The following is a 19864-nucleotide window of genomic DNA, read 5'->3' as shown; positions in this document are numbered from 1 at the left end:
AGCTGAGATTATGCAAAAATTTCCAATGACTGTTAGCGGTGAGAAAGCGCTGCGTGAAGAACTGGATGATTTGAAAACAGTACAGCGTCCTGCCGTGATCGCATCCATTGCGGAAGCGCGTGAGCATGGTGACCTGAAAGAAAATGCTGAATACCATGCTGCCCGTGAGCAGCAGGGGTTTATTGAAGGGCGTATTCAGGAACTTGAAGGTAAGCTGGGTTCCGCTCAGGTGATTGATGTAACGCAGATACCGCATACCGGAAAGGTTATTTTCGGTACCACGGTCGATCTGATTAACATGGACACTGACGAAACAGTGAGTTATCAGATTGTCGGGGATGATGAAGCGAACATCAAAGGCGGTAAAATTTCTATCAGCTCACCGATTGCCCGGGCCTTGATTGGCAAAGAGGAGGGCGATGTCGCTGTTGTGCAGACGCCTGGTGGCGGTGTTGAGTATGAAATTGATCAGGTGCACCATATCTGATCCTGAAGGATAAAAAAAACCGCCTATCGGCGGTTTTTTTGTTGTTGATCTGTTCCGGTCACATTAACGTAGCAGGTTAGACAGTTTGGGGTCCGGATGTTTGGCCGCCCGATAGAGCAGTGCAACATTACCGATCTCCTGAACGATGGTGGCCTCGACGATCTGGGCCATCTCGCTGATCAGTAATTTCTTAGCTTCGCGGTCACCCACGGCAAATTTTACTTTGATCAGTTCATGGTCTTCGAGGGCGCGGTCAGCTTCCAGAAGAATGTTTTCACTCAGGCCATTTCCGGCAACAGTGATGATAGGGTTAAGGCTGTGACCGATTGTTCGGAACTGCTTCTTTTGCGTAGGGGTTAAGCTCATACTAAAATACTTGACCTTTAAATTTTGGAGCGGAAGATCCGCTTCGAACCATAATGTAGAGATTTTACCTGAGTTAGTGTGTAGAAAGTAGACATTGACTCAAATTCCGGACGGGGATGTTGGTGGCAAGATCAAAAAGCAGCGGTCGATGGCTGCAGGAACACTTCGACGATCAGTATGTGAAGAAATCCAGAGAGCTGGGGTATCGTTCACGGGCAAGCTTTAAGCTGCTTGAACTCAATGAAAAGGATAAACTGATTCGTCCCGGGATGACGTTGGTTGACCTGGGGGCCGCTCCGGGAGGGTGGTCTCAGATTGCTGCAGAGCTGGTTGGTGATCATGGTAGGGTGGTATCATCTGACATACTGCCAATGGATCCACTGCCCGGCGTACAGTTTGTTCAGGGAGACTTTACTGAGGAGTCAGTGCTCAATGAGATTCTGCAAACATTGGGCGATCAGCTGGCAGACCTTGTAATTTCAGATATGGCCCCCAATATGAGTGGTATGAATGCTGTTGATCAGCCTGCGGCGATGTATCTGGTAGAATTAGCACTGGATATGGCGCGTCAGGTGCTCAAGCCCGGCGGTGATTTTGTTGCCAAAGTGTTTCAGGGTGAAGGCTTTGATGAATATATGAACGATATGCGCAGCAGCTTTACTAAGGTTTATAGCCGGAAGCCGGACTCTTCCAGAGCCCGTTCGCGTGAAGTCTATCTGATTGGACGAAACTTCCGTCCCTGATATAGTCAATACAGTGTAACTACTGTAGTTTTGTTTGTTTTCGGACGGACACTAATTTTGAGAAAACAGAGGGTTTACCTTTGAACGATATGGCAAAGAATTTGGTACTGTGGCTGGTTATCGCGGCAGTACTGTTAACCGTTTTCAATAACTTCAACAGCGAAAGCACCTCGCAGAAGCTCAACTATTCTGAATTTATCACTGCGGTGAAGAATGATCAGATTCGTCGGGTGGTTATTGACGGTTATACCATTGAGGGTGAGCGGACCAATGGCGAGCGTTTTGCCACAGTTCGTCCTGCACTGCAGGACCCTAAGCTGGTTGATGACCTGTATAACCACAAGGTGGTTATCGAAGGTAAGCAGCCAGAAAAACAGAGCGTCTGGACGCAGTTACTGGTTGCCAGCTTTCCAATCTTGATCATTCTTGCCATCTTTATGTTCTTTATGCGGCAGATGCAGGGCGGAGGTGGCGGCAAAGGCGGTCCGATGTCCTTTGGTAAGTCTAAAGCCCGCATGATGGGGCAGGATCAGATCAAGACCACTTTTGATGATGTCGCCGGTGTTGAAGAGGCGAAGGAAGAGGTTAAAGAGCTGGTTGATTACCTGCGTGATCCGGGCAAATTCCAGCGCCTGGGGGGGCATATTCCCCGCGGTGTATTGATGTCAGGTAACCCGGGTACTGGTAAAACCCTGCTGGCAAAAGCGATCGCCGGTGAAGCGAAGGTTCCGTTCTTTACTATATCGGGTTCCGATTTTGTTGAGATGTTTGTCGGTGTTGGTGCATCCCGGGTTCGGGATATGTTTGAGCAGGCGAAGAAAAATGCCCCCTGCATCATCTTTATCGATGAGATTGATGCGGTAGGTCGCCACCGTGGTGTTGGTATGGGTGGTGGTAATGATGAGCGGGAGCAGACACTGAACCAGTTGCTGGTTGAGATGGATGGTTTCGAAGGCACCGAAGGTATTATCGTTATCGCGGCGACTAACCGTCCCGATGTACTCGACCCCGCGTTGCTGCGTCCCGGGCGGTTTGACCGTCAGGTGCATGTTGGTTTGCCTGATATTCGTGGTCGTGAGCAGATTCTTAAAGTGCATATGCGCAAAGTTCCGCTGGGCGATGATGTCAAACCTGAACTGATTGCCCGTGGTACGCCTGGCTTTTCCGGGGCGGATCTTGCTAACCTGGTCAATGAGGCGGCCCTGTTTGCTGCCCGCTCCAGCAAGCGGACCGTGGGAATGGAGCAGTTTGAGCGAGCCAAAGATAAGATAATGATGGGTGCGGAACGTAAATCAATGGTGATGTCTTATGAGGAGCGTCTAAATACCGCTTACCATGAATCCGGTCACGCCATTGTAGGTCGACTGATGCCTGAGCATGATCCTGTGTATAAGGTCTCTATCATCCCGCGTGGCCGGGCCTTGGGTGTCACTATGTTTCTGCCTGAGGAAGACCGTTATAGTCACAGCCGTAAACTGCTGATCTCCAATATTTGCAGTCTCTATGGCGGCCGTATCGCCGAAGAGATGACGTTGGGTAAAGATGGCGTGACCACTGGCGCGTCTAACGATATTCAGCGCGCCACCAGTCTGGCCCGTAATATGGTGACCCGTTGGGGTCTGACCGATGAGCTGGGGCCAATCCTCTATGATGATGAGGAGCAGGATCCGTTCAATCGTGGTTATGGTCAGCCGGGCAAAGCGATGTCTGAAGAGTTGCAGGGTAAAATTGATTCTGAAACCCGCAAGATTATCGATGAGTGTTACGCGAAAGCTTATAAGATGCTGGAGGATAACCGGGATATTCTCGAAAATATGACTCAGGCATTGATGAAATACGAAACGATTGATAGCAAACAGCTTGATGAGCTGATGGATCGTAAGCCGGTTACGCCGCCTGAAGGATGGCAGGAGGCTGACTCAAAAGCAGCAGAAGATGAAGCGGCTGCGGCAGATAAAAAAGAGGAGTTTGATCTGGATGATGATCATAATAGCGACCTGAAAAGCGCTAAGAAGGACGACCCCTCTTCTGATTCAGATGCATCGGATAGCAATCTGCACTAAGCGATTTATGTCAAATGATAAGGCCGGTCCCAGACCGGCCTTTTTTAATAAAAAACCGAATGGAAGATACTGTGAACGACTTTTCCACTTACCGTTTCGGTAGCCGCACACTGGACCTGAGCCGTCCTCAGGTGATGGGTATTGTTAATGTGACGCCCGACTCCTTCTCCGACGGCGGGACCCTTTATGAAGCGCGTAAGCTGAGTGTTGACCAGGCCGTTGAACGGGCCCGACAGATGGTAAAGGATGGCGCAACGATTATCGATGTTGGTGGCGAGTCCACCCGGCCAGGTGCTGCTGCAGTCTCGCTGCAGGAAGAGCTGGACCGGGTGGTGCCGGTTGTGGAGCGGCTGAATGCTGAACTCGATGTGATAATTTCGGTTGATACCAGTGCGCCTCAGGTGATGACTGAGGTTGCCAGGCTCGGGGCTGGACTAATCAATGATGTGCGTGCTCTGGGACGTGAGGGAGCGCTGGAAGCCGCAGCCGAGACAAATCTGCCGGTGTGTGTGATGCATATGCAGGGAAGTCCTGCCACCATGCAGAATGCGCCCCACTATGATGATGTGCTGGATGATGTGAACTACTTTTTGCAACAGCGGATCACAGCTTGCAACGCCGCAGGTATAAGCAGTGACCGGATCATTCTTGATCCGGGATTTGGCTTTGGTAAAACTGTTGAGCATAATCTGCGTTTGCTGAATAATCTGCGTCAGCTTCATCAACTTGGTATGCCCCTTTTGGTGGGTACCTCCCGTAAAAGCATGATTGACCATGTGCTTAGCCGCCCGGTAGATCAGCGGTTGGCAGGCAGTCTGGCCACCGTCGCTATCGGCGTTCAGCAGGGCGGACAGATATTCCGGGTTCACGATGTCAGGGAAACGGTGGATGTGGTGCGGATGACCGAAGCCATAATGAATGAGGGCAGGATTGCAAATGACTAAACGATATTTTGGTACGGATGGCATTCGCGGTAAGGTCGGTACGGCGCCGATTACACCTGACTTCATGCTCAAGCTGGGGTGGGCTGCCGGAAAGGTGTTTGCCCGCAAGGGACGCAGCAAGATCATTATTGGTAAGGATACCCGGATCTCGGGTTATATGTTTGAGTCAGCACTGGAGGCGGGGCTTTCGGCTGCGGGGGTTGATGTGCTGTTGCTTGGGCCGATGCCAACACCGGCAATTGCCTACCTGACCCGCACTTTTCGCTGTAATGCCGGTATCGTGATCAGCGCCTCCCATAACCCCTATTATGATAATGGCATCAAGTTCTTCTCCGAACTGGGGACCAAACTGCCCGATGATATTGAGCACGCCATCGAAGCGCAGATGGATATGGCGATGACTACCGTAGAGGCGGCGGAGCTGGGCAAGGCGCGGCGGATCGAAGATGCTGCCGGTCGTTATATCGAGTTTTGTAAAGGGACAGTCTCTGGTGATCTGAGTCTTAAGGATATGAAGATTGTCGTTGATTGTGCCAATGGCGCCACCTATCACATCGCCCCCAAGGTGTTTCGCGAACTGGGTGCAACAGTGGTTGAGGTTGGTGCTTCGCCTGATGGCATCAACATTAATGAAGAGTGTGGTGCCACTGCGACGGCGCTGTTGGAAAAAACGGTTATTGCAACCCAGGCAGACCTGGGGGTGGCGCTGGATGGTGACGGTGATCGGCTGATCATGGTTGATCATAAAGGCGAATCGGTGGATGGTGATGAGTTGCTCTTTATCATCGCTATGGCGTTGCATCGCAGGAATCAGTTGAAAGGTGGAGTGGTTGGCACGCTGATGAGTAATTTTGGCCTTGAACAGGGGCTTAAACAGGCTGATATTCCATTTATCCGCGCTCAGGTAGGGGATCGCTATGTGCTTGAACAGTTAGTGGCTAATGACTGGCTGTTGGGTGGAGAATCTTCAGGCCATCTGGTCTGTCGTCAGTTGACCTCAACCGGCGATGGTATTGTTGCTGCGCTACAGGTTCTCAAAGCGATGACTGACGATCAGAAATCACTGCATGATCTTAAATCAGGCATGCGTAAAATGCCGCAAACGATGATCAATGTGCGTCTTACTGAGAAAGTAGACCTGGCTGAGCTGCCAGCAGTGCAGTCTGCTGTGGCGGATATTGAGGCGCGTCTCGGAGAGCGTGGCCGGGTACTGCTGCGTCCTTCCGGCACTGAACCGGTGGTTCGGGTGATGGTTGAGGGAGACGATGAGGCCTGGGTGGAAGCGCTTTGTGAGGAACTGGCCGAGGCTGTTCGTCAGGCACTTTAATATTATTGGGCGGGTGCGAAAATTTATTCGTTACCAGTGGATAGCTGCTTGTAACTTATCAGGAAACTGGGTACTATGTGCGCCGCTTTGCACAGAGGGAAACTCATGCGTAAGACGATAGTCGCCGGAAATTGGAAAATGAACGGAACCAGTGAGTCGATCAGGGCTTTGCTGGATGGTATCACCGCAGGTGTACCCGTTGTTGATGGTCTGGTGACGCTGGTCTGCCCACCTGCTGTTTACCTGTCGCAGGTTAAAGAGCTGCTTGGCAATGCTCCGGTTGTTGTCGGTGCTCAGAATGTATCCGCTCAGCCAAAAGGGGCGTTTACCGGTGAGTGGTCACTGGAAATGCTTCAGGATCTGGGTTGTGAGTATGTTATTCTGGGGCACTCTGAGCGACGTAGTCTGTTTAAAGAAACGGATGCTGATGTTGCAGATAAAGTTGATGCAACCCTGACTGCCGGGCTGACTCCGATACTGTGTGTTGGTGAAACGCTGACACAGCGTGAGGCGGGTGAAACCCTTGCGGTTGTGGCGACGCAGGTTGATGCAGTTGTTCAGCGGGTTGGTATTGAACGTTTTGCATCGGTTGTGATTGCCTATGAGCCGGTCTGGGCGATCGGAACGGGTCTGACCGCGACGCCTGAGCAAGCTCAGGAAGTGCATGCTGCAATCCGTGCCCGGTTGGCTGGTAGTGGTATGAAGGTAGCTGATAAACTGTCGATTCTGTATGGCGGCAGTATGAATGCCGGTAATGCGGCTGAGCTCCTGGCTCAACAGGATATTGATGGCGGCCTGATTGGTGGCGCATCTCTGAAAGCTGATGAATTCCTGACGATCTGCGCTGCGGCGGCAGAGAGTCGTAAGTAAGTGGAAAAATAATGGAAACTCTGGTTCTTGCTGTACATGTTCTGCTGGCTATTGCCATTATTGCTCTGGTGCTGTTGCAGCAGGGTAAAGGCGCTGAGGCTGGTGCATCTTTTGGTGCAGGTGCGTCTCAGACCGTATTTGGTAGCCAGGGCTCCGGCTCGTTTCTGAGTCGTATGACTGCGATTATTGCAACCGGACTGTTTATTACCAGTTTTGTGCTGGCTGTTTATGCAAAAGATAAGGCTGTATCGGTGAGTGATGCCGGTGTGCCTGCGGCAGAACTGATTCAGAGTGCTGCTGATAATGCTGAGCAGGTGCCGGTTCTGGAAGAGAATAAATTGCCAGCAGGGGATGCGGACGTACCGCCTGCTGAGTGATCCTTGTTTAATGCCGAAGTGGTGGAATTGGTAGACACGCCATCTTGAGGGGGTGGTGACCTAATGGTCGTGCGGGTTCAAGTCCCGCCTTCGGCACCATATCTAAGGAAGCGCATCTTTGATGCGCTTTTTTTTTGGCCTCGGCGTGACTACGTCCCGCGTTGGTTCATCTTCGATGAAGTCCTTCGGCCCGTCGTCGCGGGCTCCGACGCCCAATATGTATCCATATAGTCGGCACCCTATTTAAGGAAGCGTATTGTTGATGCGCTTTTTTTGGCCTCGGCGTGACTGCGTCCCGCGTTGGTTCATCTTCGATGAAGTCCTTTGGACCGTCGTCGCGGGCTCCGACGCCCAATATGTATCTATATAGTCGGCACTCTATTTAAGGAAGCGTATTGTTGATGCGCTTTTTTATTTCTGTCTGAGCGGGGCTTCTTTTAGTAGAGGCTCTTATCTATCGCTACGCTTATGAGCAGATCGGGCCGCTTGCTGGTTGGTTTGGAAGGTGTCCGGCGGTATGTGTCGCGTGCTAATGTAGTGTAAGGGTGAAATGTTGATGCGCGTCGGGTAATCCCGGGAAGGTGTCCTTGAACTACTCAGACAGGAGGAGTATAATTCTCGCCGATTTCTGATGCGGGGTGGAGCAGCCTGGTAGCTCGTCGGGCTCATAACCCGAAGGTCGTCAGTTCAAATCTGGCCCCCGCTACCATTGTTAGGATGATAGATCAGAAGCAAGAGATTCGTGTAACGGCCTCTTGAGGGTTAATAAGATTCAGCATCATCTTTCGTTGTTATGTTCTTTCGGGAAAGTAACGGCAGATGCTGATTCCCGCTACCAATTCCAGTGGGTTGCTGATTTGGCGACCGGTCTGGGATTGTCGATCAAGCAGTACGTTGATTGGCCCCTTTTTAGGGGCTTTTTCGTACTTGCGGCCCATCGGGGTCGTATGTTGAATGGGTCTTTGACCCATTTTTTGTTTGCCTAAGAAAGTGCGTTTAGAGGTTTTTGCGTGTCAGCAAAGTTGAGTGTGTTACAGGAACTGATTGAGCCATCTGTGGTGGCTCTCGGTTATCAGTTATGGGGTATTGAGATGATATCCCAGGGGCGTCACAGCATGCTGCGGATCTACATTGATGCCGAACAGGGCATCGGGGTAGAGGATTGCGCCAGCGTCAGTCGTCAGGTGAGCGGGATTCTGGATGTAGAAGATCCGATTAGCGGTGAATATACATTAGAGGTTTCCTCCCCGGGGATGGACCGCCCGCTGTTTACTCTGGAACAGTACCAGGCGTTTGTCGGACATGTGGTGCAGCTGAAGCTGCGCATGCCATTTGAGGGGCGTCGCAGGTTTAAAGGCATCCTCAGTGGTATTGAAGATGAAGATATTGTGCTGGTTGTCGATCAGGAAGAATACCTGTTACCGATTGACCATATTGAAAAAGCAAACATAGTTCCTCAGTTCTGAGTGTAAAGAATTGAATTTTGAGGTTGGGGCAGTTGTATGAATAAAGAAATTCTACTGGTTGCAGAAGCAGTATCTAACGAGAAAGATGTTTCTAAAGAGGTGATCTTCGAGGCGATTGAACTGGCGCTGGCAACAGCGACCAAAAAACGCTACGACGAAGAAGCGGATATCCGTGTAGTCATTGACCGTGCAACCGGTGATTACCAGACATTCCGGCGCTGGGCTGTGGTGAGCAACGAAGGTGTGCCTCTGCTGGGCACTGAGCTGACCATGCAGGAGGCGGAAGAGATCGATGCAAGCCTGCAGCCTGGCGATATCTACGAAGAAGAGGTCGAGTCGGTTAAGTTCGGCCGCATTGCTGCGCAGACTGCTAAGCAGGTTATTGTGCAGAAGGTACGTGAAGCGGAGCGCGCTAAGGTTGTTGCACAATACAGCAGCCGTCTGGGTGAGCTTATCTCGGGTACCGTAAAGAAAGTGACACGGGACAACATTATTGTTGACCTGGGTAACAACGCAGAAGCTGTTCTGCCGCGGGATCAGTTGCTACCACGGGAAACCTACCGTATGGGTGACCGGGTGCGGGCAGTGCTGAATGAGATTCGCACCGAAGGACGTGGTCCACAGCTGGCGATGAGCCGCAGCTGTCCTGAGATGCTGATCGAACTGTTCCGTATCGAAGTACCTGAGATCTCTGAAGAGGTGATCGAGATTCGTGCAGCGTCCCGTGACCCGGGTTCGCGTGCCAAGATTGCCGTTAAAACGAATGATGGACGTATCGATCCGGTGGGTGCCTGTGTAGGCATGCGTGGTGCTCGTGTTCAGGCCGTTTCTAACGAACTGAGCGGCGAGCGTGTAGACATCATCCTCTGGGATGATAATCCGGCACAGTTGGTGATAAACGCGATGTCTCCGGCAGAGGTGGCTTCTATTGTTGTGGATGAAGATTCCCGCTCAATGGATGTTGCTGTCGCTGAAGAGAATCTGCCGATGGCGATTGGCCGCAGCGGTCAGAACGTTCGCCTGGCGTCAGAGCTGACCGGCTGGAAACTGAACGTCATGACCGAAGATGAGGCTGCAGAAAAACAGCAATCTGAAACCGGTTCAATCCTGGAGCTGTTTATTAAGCACCTGGATGTTGATGATGATATTGCGGGCATCCTGGTAGATGAAGGCTTCACCTCGCTGGAAGAGGTCGCCTACGTTCCCGCTGATGAGATGCTCGAAATCGATGGTTTCGATGAAGAGATTGTTGATGAACTGCGCAATCGCGCGAAAGATGCTCTGCTGAATCTGGCACTGGCGAATGAGGAGGCTCTTGAAAATTCTGAGCCGGCTCAGGATCTGCTGGAGATGGAAGGTATGGAGCGTCATCTGGCCTTTGTTCTGGCCAGTAAAGGTATCGTGACCATGGAAGATCTGGCTGAGCAGGCGGTTGAAGACCTGCTTGAGATTGAAGAGCTGGATAGTGAAAAGGCAGCAGCGCTGATTATGACTGCGCGCGCCCCATGGTTTGCGGACGAAGAATAAGTCAACGGAGGAGATAAACCCAGATGGCAGAAGTCACAGTAAAACAACTTGCCGAAGTAGTTGGCGTTCCCGTTGATCGTCTGTTAACGCAGATGAAAGAAGCAGGTATTGCAGGCAAAAATGAAGCCGCTTCAGTTACCGAAGATGAGCGTCAGAAACTGCTGAACCACCTTAAGCGCAGCCACGGTGAAAAATCCGATAGCGAGCCTAAGAAGATTACCCTGAAACGCAAAACAACCAGCCAGATCAAAGTGTCCGGTGCGGCGGGTAAGAAAACGATCAATGTTGAAGTGCGTAAGAAGCGTACCTATGTCAAACGTGCTGATGTTGAAGAGACTCCGGTAGCAGAAGTTAAAGGTAAGAATCTTCAGGCTGAGCTGGAAGAGCAGGCTCGTCGGGATGCCGAGCTGCAGGCCGCGCAGGAGAAACAGCGTGAAGAGGCACGCCTGAAGGCTGAAGCCGAGGCGAAAGCCAAAGCGGAGCGTGATGCGGCAGAGAAGCAGTCTGAAGCTAAACCCGCGGTGTCTAAACCGACAATGGCTAAGCCTGCTGCGGTAAAAACCGCGGCTCCTGCGGTGGCAGATGTTGAGCCTGCGACAGCTGCACCCAAGCAGGATCGTAAACAGACCCGGGAAAAGAATTTCCGTAGCCAGGATAAGCCTGCTGCGGGCCGCAAAGGCGGTGATAACAAGCGCTTATCCCGTAAGCCGGGTGGCCGTGATGGTGGCAACCGTCGAGGTGGCGGCAAGCCTGCTCAGCGGGGTATGACCAGTTCCAACGTTCAGGCGTTTGAGCGGCCAACCGCCCCGGTGATTCATGAAGTGGCGATTCCGGAATCGATTACCGTGGCTGAACTGGCGAAGAAAATGTCAGTCAAAGCGGCCGACCTGATCAAGGTCATGTTCAAAATGGGGGCGATGGCGACCATCAACTCCGTGATCGATCAGGACACCGCAACCCTGGTGGTTGAGGAGATGGGGCACACCGCTGTTGCGATGCAGGAAAATACCGTTGAAGATCAACTGATCGAAAGTGCCGGTGCTGCAGAAGAGATTGCCGGTGAGCAGGTTGAGCGTGCGCCGGTCGTGACGGTAATGGGTCACGTTGACCATGGTAAAACATCGTTACTTGACTATATTCGTGAAACCCGGGTGGCTGCCGGTGAGTCCGGAGGCATTACCCAGCATATCGGTGCGTATCACGTTGAAACCGGTCACGGTATGGTGAGCTTCCTGGATACACCGGGACACGCCGCCTTTACCGCAATGCGTGCCCGTGGTGCTCAGTTGACCGATATCGTTATTCTGGTGGTTGCTGCAGATGATGGTGTGATGCCACAGACTGAAGAAGCGGTGAATCACGCTAAAGCGGCAGGAGTGCCTCTGGTTATTGCGGTCAACAAGATCGATAAAGAGGATGCCGATCCCGAGCGGGTCAAGAATGAACTGGCCCAGCGTGATGTCCTGCCGGAAGAGTGGGGCGGTGATGTTCAGTTTGTTAACGTCTCAGCTAAAACCGGTGAAGGTATCGATGCACTTCTGGATGCGGTTCTGCTGCAGGCTGAGATTCTGGAGCTTAAAGCGATCCCTGAAGCGCCTGGACGTGGTGTTGTTGTTGAATCCCGTCTGGATAAAGGGCGTGGTCCGGTTGCCACTCTGCTGGTGCAGAACGGAACCCTGAGACAGGGTGATATCGTGCTGGCTGGTCTGCAGTATGGCCGTGTTCGGGCGATGCTGGATGAGAATGGTAAGCCCGTTAAAGAAGCGGGCCCGTCTATCCCGGTTGAGATTCTGGGACTGGATGGTACACCAGGAGCGGGTGACGAGTTCACCGTGGTCTCTAACGAGAAGAAGGCCCGTGAAGTTGCCTTATTCCGTCAGGGTAAATACCGCGAAGTGAAACTGCAGCGTCAGCAGCAGGCCAAACTTGAGAACCTGTTCGAAAATATGCAGGCCGGTGATGTTAAGACACTGAACATCATCATAAAAGCGGACGTTCGTGGTTCTCTGGAAGCGCTGACCAGCTCGCTGACGGATCTGAGCACCGACGAAGTTAAAGTCAATGTCGTTTCCGGCGGTGTCGGTGGTATTGCTGAAACCGATGCCAACCTGGCGGTAGCGTCCAGTGCGATCATGATCGGCTTTAACGTCCGTGCGGATGCACAGGCGCGGGCTATCGTCGAGCGTGAAGATCTGGAACTGCGTTACTACAGCGTTATCTACGATATCATCGATGATGTTAAACAAGCGATGACCGGTCTGCTGTCTCCAGAGTTTAAGGAACAGATAGTTGGTATCGCAGAGGTACGTGATGTCTTCCGTGCACCTAAGATCGGTGCAGTAGCGGGCTGTATGGTCACTGAAGGTTCAGTCTTCCGTAACAAGCGTATCCGGGTACTGCGTGAAAACGTGGTTATCTATGAAGGTGAGCTGGAGTCTCTGCGTCGCTTTAAAGATAACGTGGCTGAAGTCCGTCAGGGCATGGAGTGCGGTATCGGTGTTAAGAACTACAATGATGTGAAGGTCGGCGATCAGATCGAAGTCTTCGACACCATTGAAGTTGCGCGTACGTTGTAAGAGTGAATTAACAGACAATTATGGCAAGAGAATTCAGTCGTACACAACGGATATCTGACCAGGTCCAGAAGGACCTGGCACAGCTGATCCAGCGTGAAATTAAAGACCCCCGCCTGGGGATGGTGACTATCAGCTACGTAAAGATTGCCAAGGATCTTGGCTACGCTGATATCTATATCACCGTGATGGCGATGGGGGGAAAAGATGAAGCTACGGCGGTGAAGGAATCCCTTAAGGTTCTGAATAACGCTGCGGGCTTCCTGCGTGGACAACTGTCCAGCAAGATCAAACTGCGGGTGATGCCGCAACTGCGCTTCCATTTTGATGAGAGTGTTGACCGGGGCCGTCGCCTCAATGACCTGATTATTCAGGCCTCACGGGCGGACAGCAAACACGGTCAGGACGACGGGGAGTAACCTTTGGCAAGGCGGGCAAAAGGCCGGCCGGTCAACGGTATTTTTCTGCTCGATAAACCGGGTGGAATGTCGTCAAACCGGGCGCTACAAATAGTAAAACGGATCTATGGGGCCGCTAAGGCGGGCCATACCGGTGCGCTGGATCCACTGGCAACCGGGATGCTGCCACTTTGTTTCGGCGAAGCGACCAAGTTTTCCCAGTTCCTGCTGGATGCTGATAAGCGGTACGTCACGACGGCTAAACTGGGGCAGCGAACCGATACCAGTGATGCCGATGGGGAGGTCGTTGAAGAGCGGCCAGTACCGGAAAAGCTGACGGCAGAGCAGGTTGATGAGCTGTTGCAGCGCGAGTTTACCGGCCAGATCACTCAGGTGCCTTCGATGTTTTCGGCGCTCAAGCATAATGGTCAGCCGCTCTATAAACTGGCGCGTCAGGGGATTCAGGTCGAGGTGAAAAGTCGTCAGGTGACGGTTTTCAGTATCGATTTGCTGGATTTTCGCGGCGATGAAGTGGATCTGGATATCCGCTGCAGCAAAGGCACCTACATCCGTTCCATCGTTCAGGATATGGGCGAGATGCTGGGCTGCGGCGCGCATGTTAAAATGCTTCGCCGTCTCGATTCCGGCCCCTATAAAGCGGCGAGTATGATGCCGTTGGCTGATCTCGAACAACTGGTGGAAGAAATGGGCAGTGAGGCGACTCCGGAACGCATACAAACGCGTCTGGATGAGTTATTATTGCCGCCCTGGAGTCCGGTAGCAGATACCCCTGAGGTTATTCTGACCGGGCAGCAGACCCGCACCCTCTGTTTTGGACAGACGGTGGTGCTGGACACATCGGATGGCGCGAACCCGGCACAGCCGCTGGTACGTTTGCTTGATGGGGACAGCGGACGCTTTCTGGGTATTGGTGAGATCGATGCTGAGGGGACTTTGTTACCCCGGCGGCTGATGAGTACTCAGGAAAGTTAATTGAATTTGTGAGTGTGGCTCAGGCGACACTGACAATATGACGTTGAACTGAAAATATGCTCGGTACAACGCGACTATTAATCCACCACACAGATGCTGTGGTGTGCATATTATTTTTGGAGTTATTAAAATGGCATTATCTGTTGAAAAGAAAGCTGAGATCGTTGCTGAGTACGCTCGTGGCGAAGGCGACACTGGTTCACCTGAAGTACAGGTTGCTCTGCTGACCCACAACATCGTTGGTCTGCAGTCTCACTTCAAAGGTCACATTCATGACCACCATTCTCGTCGCGGTCTGATCCGCATGGTAAACCAGCGTCGTAAGCTGCTGGATTACCTGAAGAAGAAAGATGTAACTCGTTACGCTGATCTGATCAAGCGTCTCGGCCTGCGTCGCTAAGATAATGTTCCGGGGCCATCTATGATGGCCCCGGTGCTTTAAGATCGGCTGAAAAGCGATCTCTATATGCGTCTGTACAACGTTTTACACCAACCAGCCTGTACTCTGGTGCGTTCTTTAGTGACGGAGAGCCCAGCAGAGTACTGGCTATAAAGAGGCCGGTGTGACGTCGCACAGACATTTTTTTGTTTTGCATAAAGATAAGGAATTGTATCGTGCCACAAGCAATTACAAAGACATTCCAATACGGTAAACATGAAGTGACCCTCGAAACCGGTCGGGTTGCCCGTCAGGCGAGCGGTGCTGTACTGGTGACTATGGCTGGCGTACAGGTACTGTGTACGGTGGTGGGGGCTAAATCTGCCCGCGAAGGTCAGGACTTCTTCCCACTGTCTGTTCACTACCAGGAAAAGTACTATTCAGTCGGCCGTATCCCGGGTGGTTTCTTCAAACGTGAAGCGCGTCCATCTGAGAAAGAAACGCTGACCTCCCGTCTGATTGACCGTCCTATCCGTCCACTGTTCCCTAAGGGTTACATGAATGAAGTACAGGTTATCTGTACTGTTATGTCTGCGGATAAGATCAACGATCCTGATATCGCTGCCATGATCGGTACCTCTGCAGCCCTGGCTGTTTCAGGTATTCCGTTCCAGGGGCCAATCGGTGGGGCCCGTGTGGGTTACACTGAAGAAGCGGGTTACATGCTCAACCCAACCTACGAAGAGCTGGAAGGCTCTATGCTGGACATGGTGGTTGCCGGTACCTCTGATGCAGTGCTGATGGTTGAATCTGAAGCTCAGGAACTGTCTGAAGATGAGATGCTGGGTGCGGTTGTATTTGGTCACCAGCAGATGCAGGTTGCTATCAATGCAATCAACGAGCTGGTTGCTGAAGCGGGTAAGCCACGTTGGGAATACACCCCTGAAGCGAAGAACGAAGCCCTGATTGAACAGGTTCGTGGTGTGGTAGGCGAAGATATCAACAACGCTTACCTGACAGCTGACAAGATGGAGCGTCAGAACGCTCTGAATGCGGCCCGTGATAAAGCGGTCGAGGCTCTGTGTGGTGAAGAGGGTCAGCCTTCTGCCGGTGAAGTGTCCGGTATCTTCAAATCACTGGAGAAAGAGATTGTCCGGGGTCGTATTCTTGATGGTCAGCCACGTATCGATGGCCGTGACAGCAAGACTGTCCGTGGTATCGACGTAGAGATTGATGTACTGAGCGGTACTCACGGTTCTGCACTCTTTACCCGGGGTGAAACTCAGGCGATCGCTACCTGTACACTGGGTACTGCCCGTGATTCCCAGATCATCGATGCGATCGAAGGTGAGCGTCGTGATCCGTTCATGCTGCACTATAACTTCCCTCCATACTCTGTTGGTGAAGCGGGTCGTATGGGGGCAACCGGTCGTCGTGAGATCGGTCATGGCCGTCTGGCGCGTCGCAGTGTTGCTGCGGTTCTGCCAACCCAGGAAGAGTTCCCATACACCATCCGTATCGTGTCTGAGATCACTGAATCCAACGGTTCAAGCTCTATGGCGTCTGTTTGTGGTGCGTCTCTGTCGATGATGGATGCGGGTGTACCTCTGAAAGCGCCCGTTGCCGGTATCGCGATGGGTCTGGTTAAAGAGGGCGAGCGTTTCGCTGTCCTGACCGATATCCTCGGTGACGAAGATCACCTGGGCGACATGGACTTTAAAGTGGCCGGTACTGAAGCGGGTGTTACTGCGCTGCAGATGGATATCAAGATCACCGGTATCACTGAAGAGATCATGGAGATCGCTCTGGAGCAGGCGTATGAAGCACGTGCTCACATTCTGAAAGAGATGGCTAAAGTGATCGGTTATGCTCGTCCAGAGCTGCCTGACAACGCGCCAGCGATGACGCTGCTGGAGATCAACCCAGAGAAGATCCGTGACGTTATTGGTAAAGGTGGTGCAACCATCCGTGCGCTGACCGAAGAGACCGGAGCCACTATCGATATCGAAGATAACGGTACTGTCCGTATCTACGCAGCTGATAAAGCTGCCGCGAAAGCGGCTGTTGATAAGGTTCGCGAGATCACTGCAGAAGCTGAAGTCGGCAAGATCTACGAAGGTAAAGTGGTACGTCTGGAAGAGTTCGGCGCATTCGTTAACATCCTGCCGGGTAAAGATGGTCTGGTTCACATCTCTCAGATCGCTAACAAGCGTATCGAGAAAGTCACCGACTACATCAAGATGGATGATGTGGTTAAAGTTAAAGTGATGGAAGTTGATCCTCGTGGTCGTATCAAGCTGACCATGCGTGATCTGGAGCAGGATGAGTCTGTAGAATAAGATTCTGTTCCGCGGTTAAAAAAGCCCTGCTGATGCAGGGCTTTTTTGTTTATAGCCCCAGTTTCAATTGACTGGAATTTCATAGAGGATTGAAGATGAAAGCGATCACCGCTGTTATATTAACCCTGCTACTGGCCGGTTGTGGTGGCGATGAAGTAGGGGATGTCTCACTGGGATTACTGACCACGAAAGATATTAAGCTGAATGTGCTGGTAGATCCGGTGGTCACTGGAGTCACCTGCCATATCGCCAGTATTGAAGCGGATCTGGATTTCTCCGACCCCAGTGATTCTTCGATCGCCTGCCGTCAGACCGGGCCGATAACGCCAGAGATGATCGCTGCTATCGACCGCTCCAAAGATGGTGAAATCGTGTTTCGGAAGTCGAAAAGTGTATTCTTTAAGACCATGAAGGTCCGACGCATCTTTGATCCTGAATCACAGACACTGATGTATCTGTCTTACTCCACCAAAGAGACCAACGGCAGCTTTAAGCACAGCTTGTCGACGGTGCCGTTATGGGGGACACAGGCCTATAACAGCAGTCGCTAGACGTGATGGCGTCACTTGCCAGACGGCGCTTCTCGCCGTGCTAGAAAAGCGTTCTTTATTCAGTTTTTTGCGTTGAGTATTTATTATCCGCTACCCCGAAGCCCAGCATTGATGGTGCTCAAGCTAGTTGTCCCAACGTTATGCACAGGCTTGTTCTGGGGGATCTGGGGATAACATGGCAGCCACGAGTTAGTTACTCATCGACTAAATAATATTAGCTTGCGGATTGGTATAGTGTCAGACCTGCAATGGAAGGCTGCTCCTGGTTGTCACTGTGTGCCAGCGCCTGCAACAGGCGACCGGTAATGCAGGTGAAACATTGCGGGCCGTTGCTGCGACAGAGTGAGTTTGCACAGGCGTTGAGCAGCAGTTCATGGGCTGCTTGTTGCTGCACTCTGCGATCAGTTGAAAAGAGCTCACCGCAGGTGACAATCCCCTGCTCGATCAACTCGCACACGGCACTGCCGCGCCACTCAGCGATCAGATTTTCAGACAGGCCACTGTGCAATTTGATAACAGGTTCGCGGCGTTCCATCCAGGCATCTATTCTGAGAACATTCATCAATACATCTCCATATTTAAATGATAATGATTCTCATTATGTTTGTTCCGGCTGAGAATGCAACAGTTTTTTACAGGTTTCTCATCTGAAGAGTTATCAGCGAAGTCATGGGGCAACGCTTTATACCTTTTGCTCTAGACTGGAGTGGCACAGCAGGGGGGCGATGATGAACTTGAAGGTGTGGCACAGGTCTTAATTAAAACGGGAGTAGAATATGAATGGGATTGGCCGGACGTTTTTGCTGGCTTTTTTAAGCCTGAGTGTAAGCTTCAGTGTATACGCTGGGAAGTTGGATACCCCTTTGCCTGCTCCTGAGTTTAGCCAGACCGATGCCGATAGCTGGTTTAACAGTCCGCCGCTCTCGCTGAAGGCGCTGCGGGGAAAAGTGGTGATGCTGGATTTCTGGACCTTTGATTGCTGGAACTGTTATCGCTCTTTTCCCTGGATGCATGAGCTTGAGCAGACACTTGCTGACGAGGCGTTTACTGTCATTGGTGTTCATACCCCGGAATTCCCCCATGAGCGTGTCAGGGCTAATGTGAAGGCTAAAATCGATGAGTTTGAGCTGCATCACCCGGTGATGATGGATAATAACTTTACCTACTGGCAGATGATGGGTAACAAATACTGGCCGACCTTCTATCTGATCGATAAGCAGGGCCGGGTGCGTTCCATCTATATCGGTGAGACGCATGCGGGGTCGACGCAGGCAAGGGCGATCGAAAAAGATATTCGCGAATTACTTCGTGAGTAGTTAGACGTCGCTTCGCTTAAAAGCAGTAGCCAGAACGGCGCTTCGCGCCTGCTCGTGGCTAGAAAAGGCCTTCTTAACTAGTGTATGACAATCTGCGTGGTAAGCTTGGTTCTGTGCAATTATAAACCGGTTATCAGAAGTAGGTTGGGATGAGGCCCGAATCCCAACAGCAAAGTTATACGTGACGGCGTCACTTTCGAGCTGTTAATAGATTCCTTTTTGATACCAGGCTTTAAGATAGTTTCCAGAGTATAAAAGGGCATCAGAATAGTCTGAATATAATTGAGTTATTAAGGGCTCGTAGCTATATACAGTTGACTGGTTGTTTTCGGCCTTAATGTAAGTTTCGAAGGAGTTCCCTATGAGCACATATATTTATCGAGATTCAATGTTTTACGCTTTTTCTAGCAAGGGAAGCGAAGCTTCCCGTCTAACCACTAGCAAGTGACGAAGTCACGTTCTAGCCACTTTGTTTTTCCCGCATAACGCAGTACAGTCTGAATCCATAAATCGTGTAAAGACAGTTAAGAAAACCGAAGACGATATCAAACAGGGCGCGGATGATCAGTGAATCGATGCCCATAGCCTGTAGCAGGGTTTCGATTAACAGGTTGCCGCCCAGCAGCACGACAAACAGAAAAGCCAGTCCGTTAAGCAGCGGCCAGAAGTAGTCGGAGGTGTCCTGCCAGCTGTTTTTGAGGGCATCAGCCGGAGCCGATCGTTCGATAATGCTGTGATATTCAGCGAAGCCCAGACGGATCAGGACAAACACTCCAGGAATAAAAAACAGCAGCAGGCCAATGGCGATAGCGAAGGCGCCTAGCAGTTTGGTGATAAACAGTGATCCCCAGCGCTGGAGGCCGATTTTCAGGGCTGCAGTAGTGCTGATCGGAGCATTACTGACCACTGACTCCAGGTAGGCGATGGTGGCGCCCGCATAGAGGGGCAGGAAGATCAGGCTGGCCAGATAGAACATCAGGACTGAGTTGTTTAACTCCGGGTTTTCCGGATCGACCGATTGCATCGCGCTCATGCTGATCAGGGTTATCAAAATGATAAACGGCAGCTGTATACGCATTATCGGTTGCATATTGGCGCGGAAGAAAAACCAGGTTTGTTTAAGGTAGGTGGAGACCATGCTGTGT

Annotated in this window: 19 protein-coding genes and 2 tRNA genes; 18 read left to right on the top strand and 3 right to left on the bottom strand. The window is 51.6% G+C overall.

The features are described 5' to 3' along the window. Nucleotides 1-10 precede the first annotated feature (10 nt). On the top strand, nucleotides 11-487 hold the full coding sequence (greA, locus tag OCU43_RS20345) for a transcription elongation factor GreA (RefSeq protein WP_091361525.1): 477 nt from the start codon (nucleotides 11-13) through the stop codon (nucleotides 485-487). 63 nt (nucleotides 488-550) lie between these two features. Here the strand turns inward: greA and OCU43_RS20340 are convergent, their stop codons facing one another. Continuing rightward, nucleotides 551-853 carry a YhbY family RNA-binding protein gene (locus tag OCU43_RS20340; protein ID WP_091361527.1) on the bottom strand — a complete coding sequence of 101 codons (303 nt, stop codon included), beginning with the start codon at nucleotides 851-853 and terminating at the stop codon, nucleotides 551-553. A gap of 122 nt (nucleotides 854-975) precedes the next feature. Here OCU43_RS20340 and rlmE point away from each other — a divergent pair, with 122 nt between their 5' ends. From rlmE to OCU43_RS20260, 16 genes are all read left to right on the top strand, one after another. After that, on the top strand, nucleotides 976-1596 hold the full coding sequence (rlmE, locus tag OCU43_RS20335; RefSeq protein WP_091361724.1) for a 23S rRNA (uridine(2552)-2'-O)-methyltransferase RlmE: 621 nt from the start codon (nucleotides 976-978) through the stop codon (nucleotides 1594-1596). An 89-nt stretch (nucleotides 1597-1685) separates the two neighbouring features. Then, complete coding sequence (ftsH, locus tag OCU43_RS20330; protein WP_091361531.1) at nucleotides 1686-3659, top strand: ATP-dependent zinc metalloprotease FtsH; 1974 nt, start codon at nucleotides 1686-1688, stop codon at nucleotides 3657-3659. A gap of 59 nt (nucleotides 3660-3718) precedes the next feature. Then, the gene (folP, locus tag OCU43_RS20325) at nucleotides 3719-4603 is read left to right on the top strand and encodes a dihydropteroate synthase (protein WP_091361535.1); all 885 of its coding nucleotides are present in this window, start codon (nucleotides 3719-3721) and stop codon (nucleotides 4601-4603) included. Next, nucleotides 4596-5930 carry a phosphoglucosamine mutase gene (gene glmM, locus OCU43_RS20320; RefSeq protein ID WP_091361539.1) on the top strand — a complete coding sequence of 445 codons (1335 nt, stop codon included), beginning with the start codon at nucleotides 4596-4598 and terminating at the stop codon, nucleotides 5928-5930. The genes folP and glmM overlap by 8 nt, the downstream gene beginning before the upstream one ends. 105 nt (nucleotides 5931-6035) lie before the next feature. Continuing rightward, on the top strand, nucleotides 6036-6800 hold the full coding sequence (gene tpiA / locus OCU43_RS20315; RefSeq protein ID WP_091361542.1) for a triose-phosphate isomerase: 765 nt from the start codon (nucleotides 6036-6038) through the stop codon (nucleotides 6798-6800). An 11-nt stretch (nucleotides 6801-6811) separates the two neighbouring features. Continuing rightward, nucleotides 6812-7177: a preprotein translocase subunit SecG gene (gene secG / locus OCU43_RS20310; RefSeq protein ID WP_091361545.1), complete on the top strand. Its 366-nt coding sequence runs from the start codon at nucleotides 6812-6814 to the stop codon at nucleotides 7175-7177. Nucleotides 7178-7189: 12 nt separating this feature from the next. Beyond that, nucleotides 7190-7276, top strand: a tRNA-Leu gene (locus OCU43_RS20305). A gap of 533 nt (nucleotides 7277-7809) precedes the next feature. After that, a tRNA-Met gene (locus OCU43_RS20300) sits at nucleotides 7810-7886 on the top strand. 301 nt (nucleotides 7887-8187) lie between these two features. After that, nucleotides 8188-8643, top strand: coding sequence for a ribosome maturation factor RimP (rimP, locus tag OCU43_RS20295; protein ID WP_091361548.1), 456 nt, complete (start codon nucleotides 8188-8190; stop codon nucleotides 8641-8643). Nucleotides 8644-8679: 36 nt separating this feature from the next. Next, a complete protein-coding gene (gene nusA, locus OCU43_RS20290; protein ID WP_091361552.1) occupies nucleotides 8680-10170 on the top strand; it encodes a transcription termination factor NusA in 1491 nt (496 codons plus the stop codon). Between the two features lie 23 nt (nucleotides 10171-10193). Beyond that, nucleotides 10194-12746 carry a translation initiation factor IF-2 gene (gene infB / locus OCU43_RS20285; RefSeq protein ID WP_091361557.1) on the top strand — a complete coding sequence of 851 codons (2553 nt, stop codon included), beginning with the start codon at nucleotides 10194-10196 and terminating at the stop codon, nucleotides 12744-12746. A gap of 20 nt (nucleotides 12747-12766) precedes the next feature. Continuing rightward, nucleotides 12767-13162, top strand: a complete 396-nt coding sequence (gene rbfA, locus OCU43_RS20280) for a 30S ribosome-binding factor RbfA (protein WP_091361562.1) — start codon at nucleotides 12767-12769, stop codon at nucleotides 13160-13162. A gap of 3 nt (nucleotides 13163-13165) precedes the next feature. Beyond that, on the top strand, nucleotides 13166-14134 hold the full coding sequence (gene truB, locus OCU43_RS20275) for a tRNA pseudouridine(55) synthase TruB (protein ID WP_091361566.1): 969 nt from the start codon (nucleotides 13166-13168) through the stop codon (nucleotides 14132-14134). 130 nt (nucleotides 14135-14264) lie between these two features. Beyond that, nucleotides 14265-14534, top strand: coding sequence for a 30S ribosomal protein S15 (gene rpsO, locus OCU43_RS20270; RefSeq protein ID WP_091361726.1), 270 nt, complete (start codon nucleotides 14265-14267; stop codon nucleotides 14532-14534). A 215-nt stretch (nucleotides 14535-14749) separates the two neighbouring features. Then, a complete protein-coding gene (pnp, locus tag OCU43_RS20265; RefSeq protein ID WP_091361572.1) occupies nucleotides 14750-16852 on the top strand; it encodes a polyribonucleotide nucleotidyltransferase in 2103 nt (700 codons plus the stop codon). 95 nt (nucleotides 16853-16947) lie between these two features. Beyond that, nucleotides 16948-17403, top strand: coding sequence for a CreA family protein (locus OCU43_RS20260; RefSeq protein ID WP_091361576.1), 456 nt, complete (start codon nucleotides 16948-16950; stop codon nucleotides 17401-17403). A gap of 214 nt (nucleotides 17404-17617) precedes the next feature. On the opposite strand, the gene OCU43_RS20255 is transcribed toward OCU43_RS20260, so the two are convergent. Then, nucleotides 17618-17965 carry a hypothetical protein gene (locus OCU43_RS20255; protein ID WP_091361580.1) on the bottom strand — a complete coding sequence of 116 codons (348 nt, stop codon included), beginning with the start codon at nucleotides 17963-17965 and terminating at the stop codon, nucleotides 17618-17620. A gap of 214 nt (nucleotides 17966-18179) precedes the next feature. Between OCU43_RS20255 and OCU43_RS20250 the strand changes: the two genes are divergently transcribed. After that, nucleotides 18180-18719 (top strand): redoxin domain-containing protein, encoded by a 540-nt coding sequence (locus OCU43_RS20250; protein WP_091361584.1) that lies wholly within the window; start codon nucleotides 18180-18182, stop codon nucleotides 18717-18719. Between the two features lie 460 nt (nucleotides 18720-19179). Here the strand turns inward: OCU43_RS20250 and OCU43_RS20245 are convergent, their stop codons facing one another. Then, nucleotides 19180-19797, bottom strand: coding sequence for a hypothetical protein (locus tag OCU43_RS20245; RefSeq protein WP_139203223.1), 618 nt, complete (start codon nucleotides 19795-19797; stop codon nucleotides 19180-19182). Nucleotides 19798-19864 lie beyond the last annotated feature (67 nt).

The sequence above is a fragment of the Amphritea atlantica genome, assembly GCF_024347255.1.
Taxonomy (GTDB): Bacteria; Pseudomonadota; Gammaproteobacteria; order Pseudomonadales; family Balneatricaceae; genus Amphritea; species Amphritea atlantica.
Note: the sequence above shows the minus strand (reverse complement) of the source record. Positions and strands in the feature narration are given on the sequence as shown.

Bases quoted from the DNA above. Each gene is read 5' to 3' on its own strand.
- greA (WP_091361525.1), top strand. From the start codon at position 11: ATGCAAAAATTTCCAATGACTGTTAGCGGTGAGAAAGCGCTGCGTGAA.
- tpiA (WP_091361542.1), top strand. From the start codon at position 6,036: ATGCGTAAGACGATAGTCGCCGGAAATTGGAAAATGAACGGAACCAGT.
- folP (WP_091361535.1), top strand. From the start codon at position 3,719: ATGGAAGATACTGTGAACGACTTTTCCACTTACCGTTTCGGTAGCCGC.
- ftsH (WP_091361531.1), top strand. From the start codon at position 1,686: ATGGCAAAGAATTTGGTACTGTGGCTGGTTATCGCGGCAGTACTGTTA.
- OCU43_RS20250 (WP_091361584.1), top strand. From the start codon at position 18,180: ATGAATGGGATTGGCCGGACGTTTTTGCTGGCTTTTTTAAGCCTGAGT.
- OCU43_RS20340 (WP_091361527.1), bottom strand. From the start codon at position 853: ATGAGCTTAACCCCTACGCAAAAGAAGCAGTTCCGAACAATCGGTCAC.
- OCU43_RS20245 (WP_139203223.1), bottom strand. From the start codon at position 19,797: ATGCGTATACAGCTGCCGTTTATCATTTTGATAACCCTGATCAGCATG.
- infB (WP_091361557.1), top strand. From the start codon at position 10,194: ATGGCAGAAGTCACAGTAAAACAACTTGCCGAAGTAGTTGGCGTTCCC.
- secG (WP_091361545.1), top strand. From the start codon at position 6,812: ATGGAAACTCTGGTTCTTGCTGTACATGTTCTGCTGGCTATTGCCATT.
- glmM (WP_091361539.1), top strand. From the start codon at position 4,596: ATGACTAAACGATATTTTGGTACGGATGGCATTCGCGGTAAGGTCGGT.
- nusA (WP_091361552.1), top strand. From the start codon at position 8,680: ATGAATAAAGAAATTCTACTGGTTGCAGAAGCAGTATCTAACGAGAAA.
- rbfA (WP_091361562.1), top strand. From the start codon at position 12,767: ATGGCAAGAGAATTCAGTCGTACACAACGGATATCTGACCAGGTCCAG.
- rpsO (WP_091361726.1), top strand. From the start codon at position 14,265: ATGGCATTATCTGTTGAAAAGAAAGCTGAGATCGTTGCTGAGTACGCT.
- OCU43_RS20260 (WP_091361576.1), top strand. From the start codon at position 16,948: ATGAAAGCGATCACCGCTGTTATATTAACCCTGCTACTGGCCGGTTGT.
- OCU43_RS20255 (WP_091361580.1), bottom strand. From the start codon at position 17,965: ATGAATGTTCTCAGAATAGATGCCTGGATGGAACGCCGCGAACCTGTT.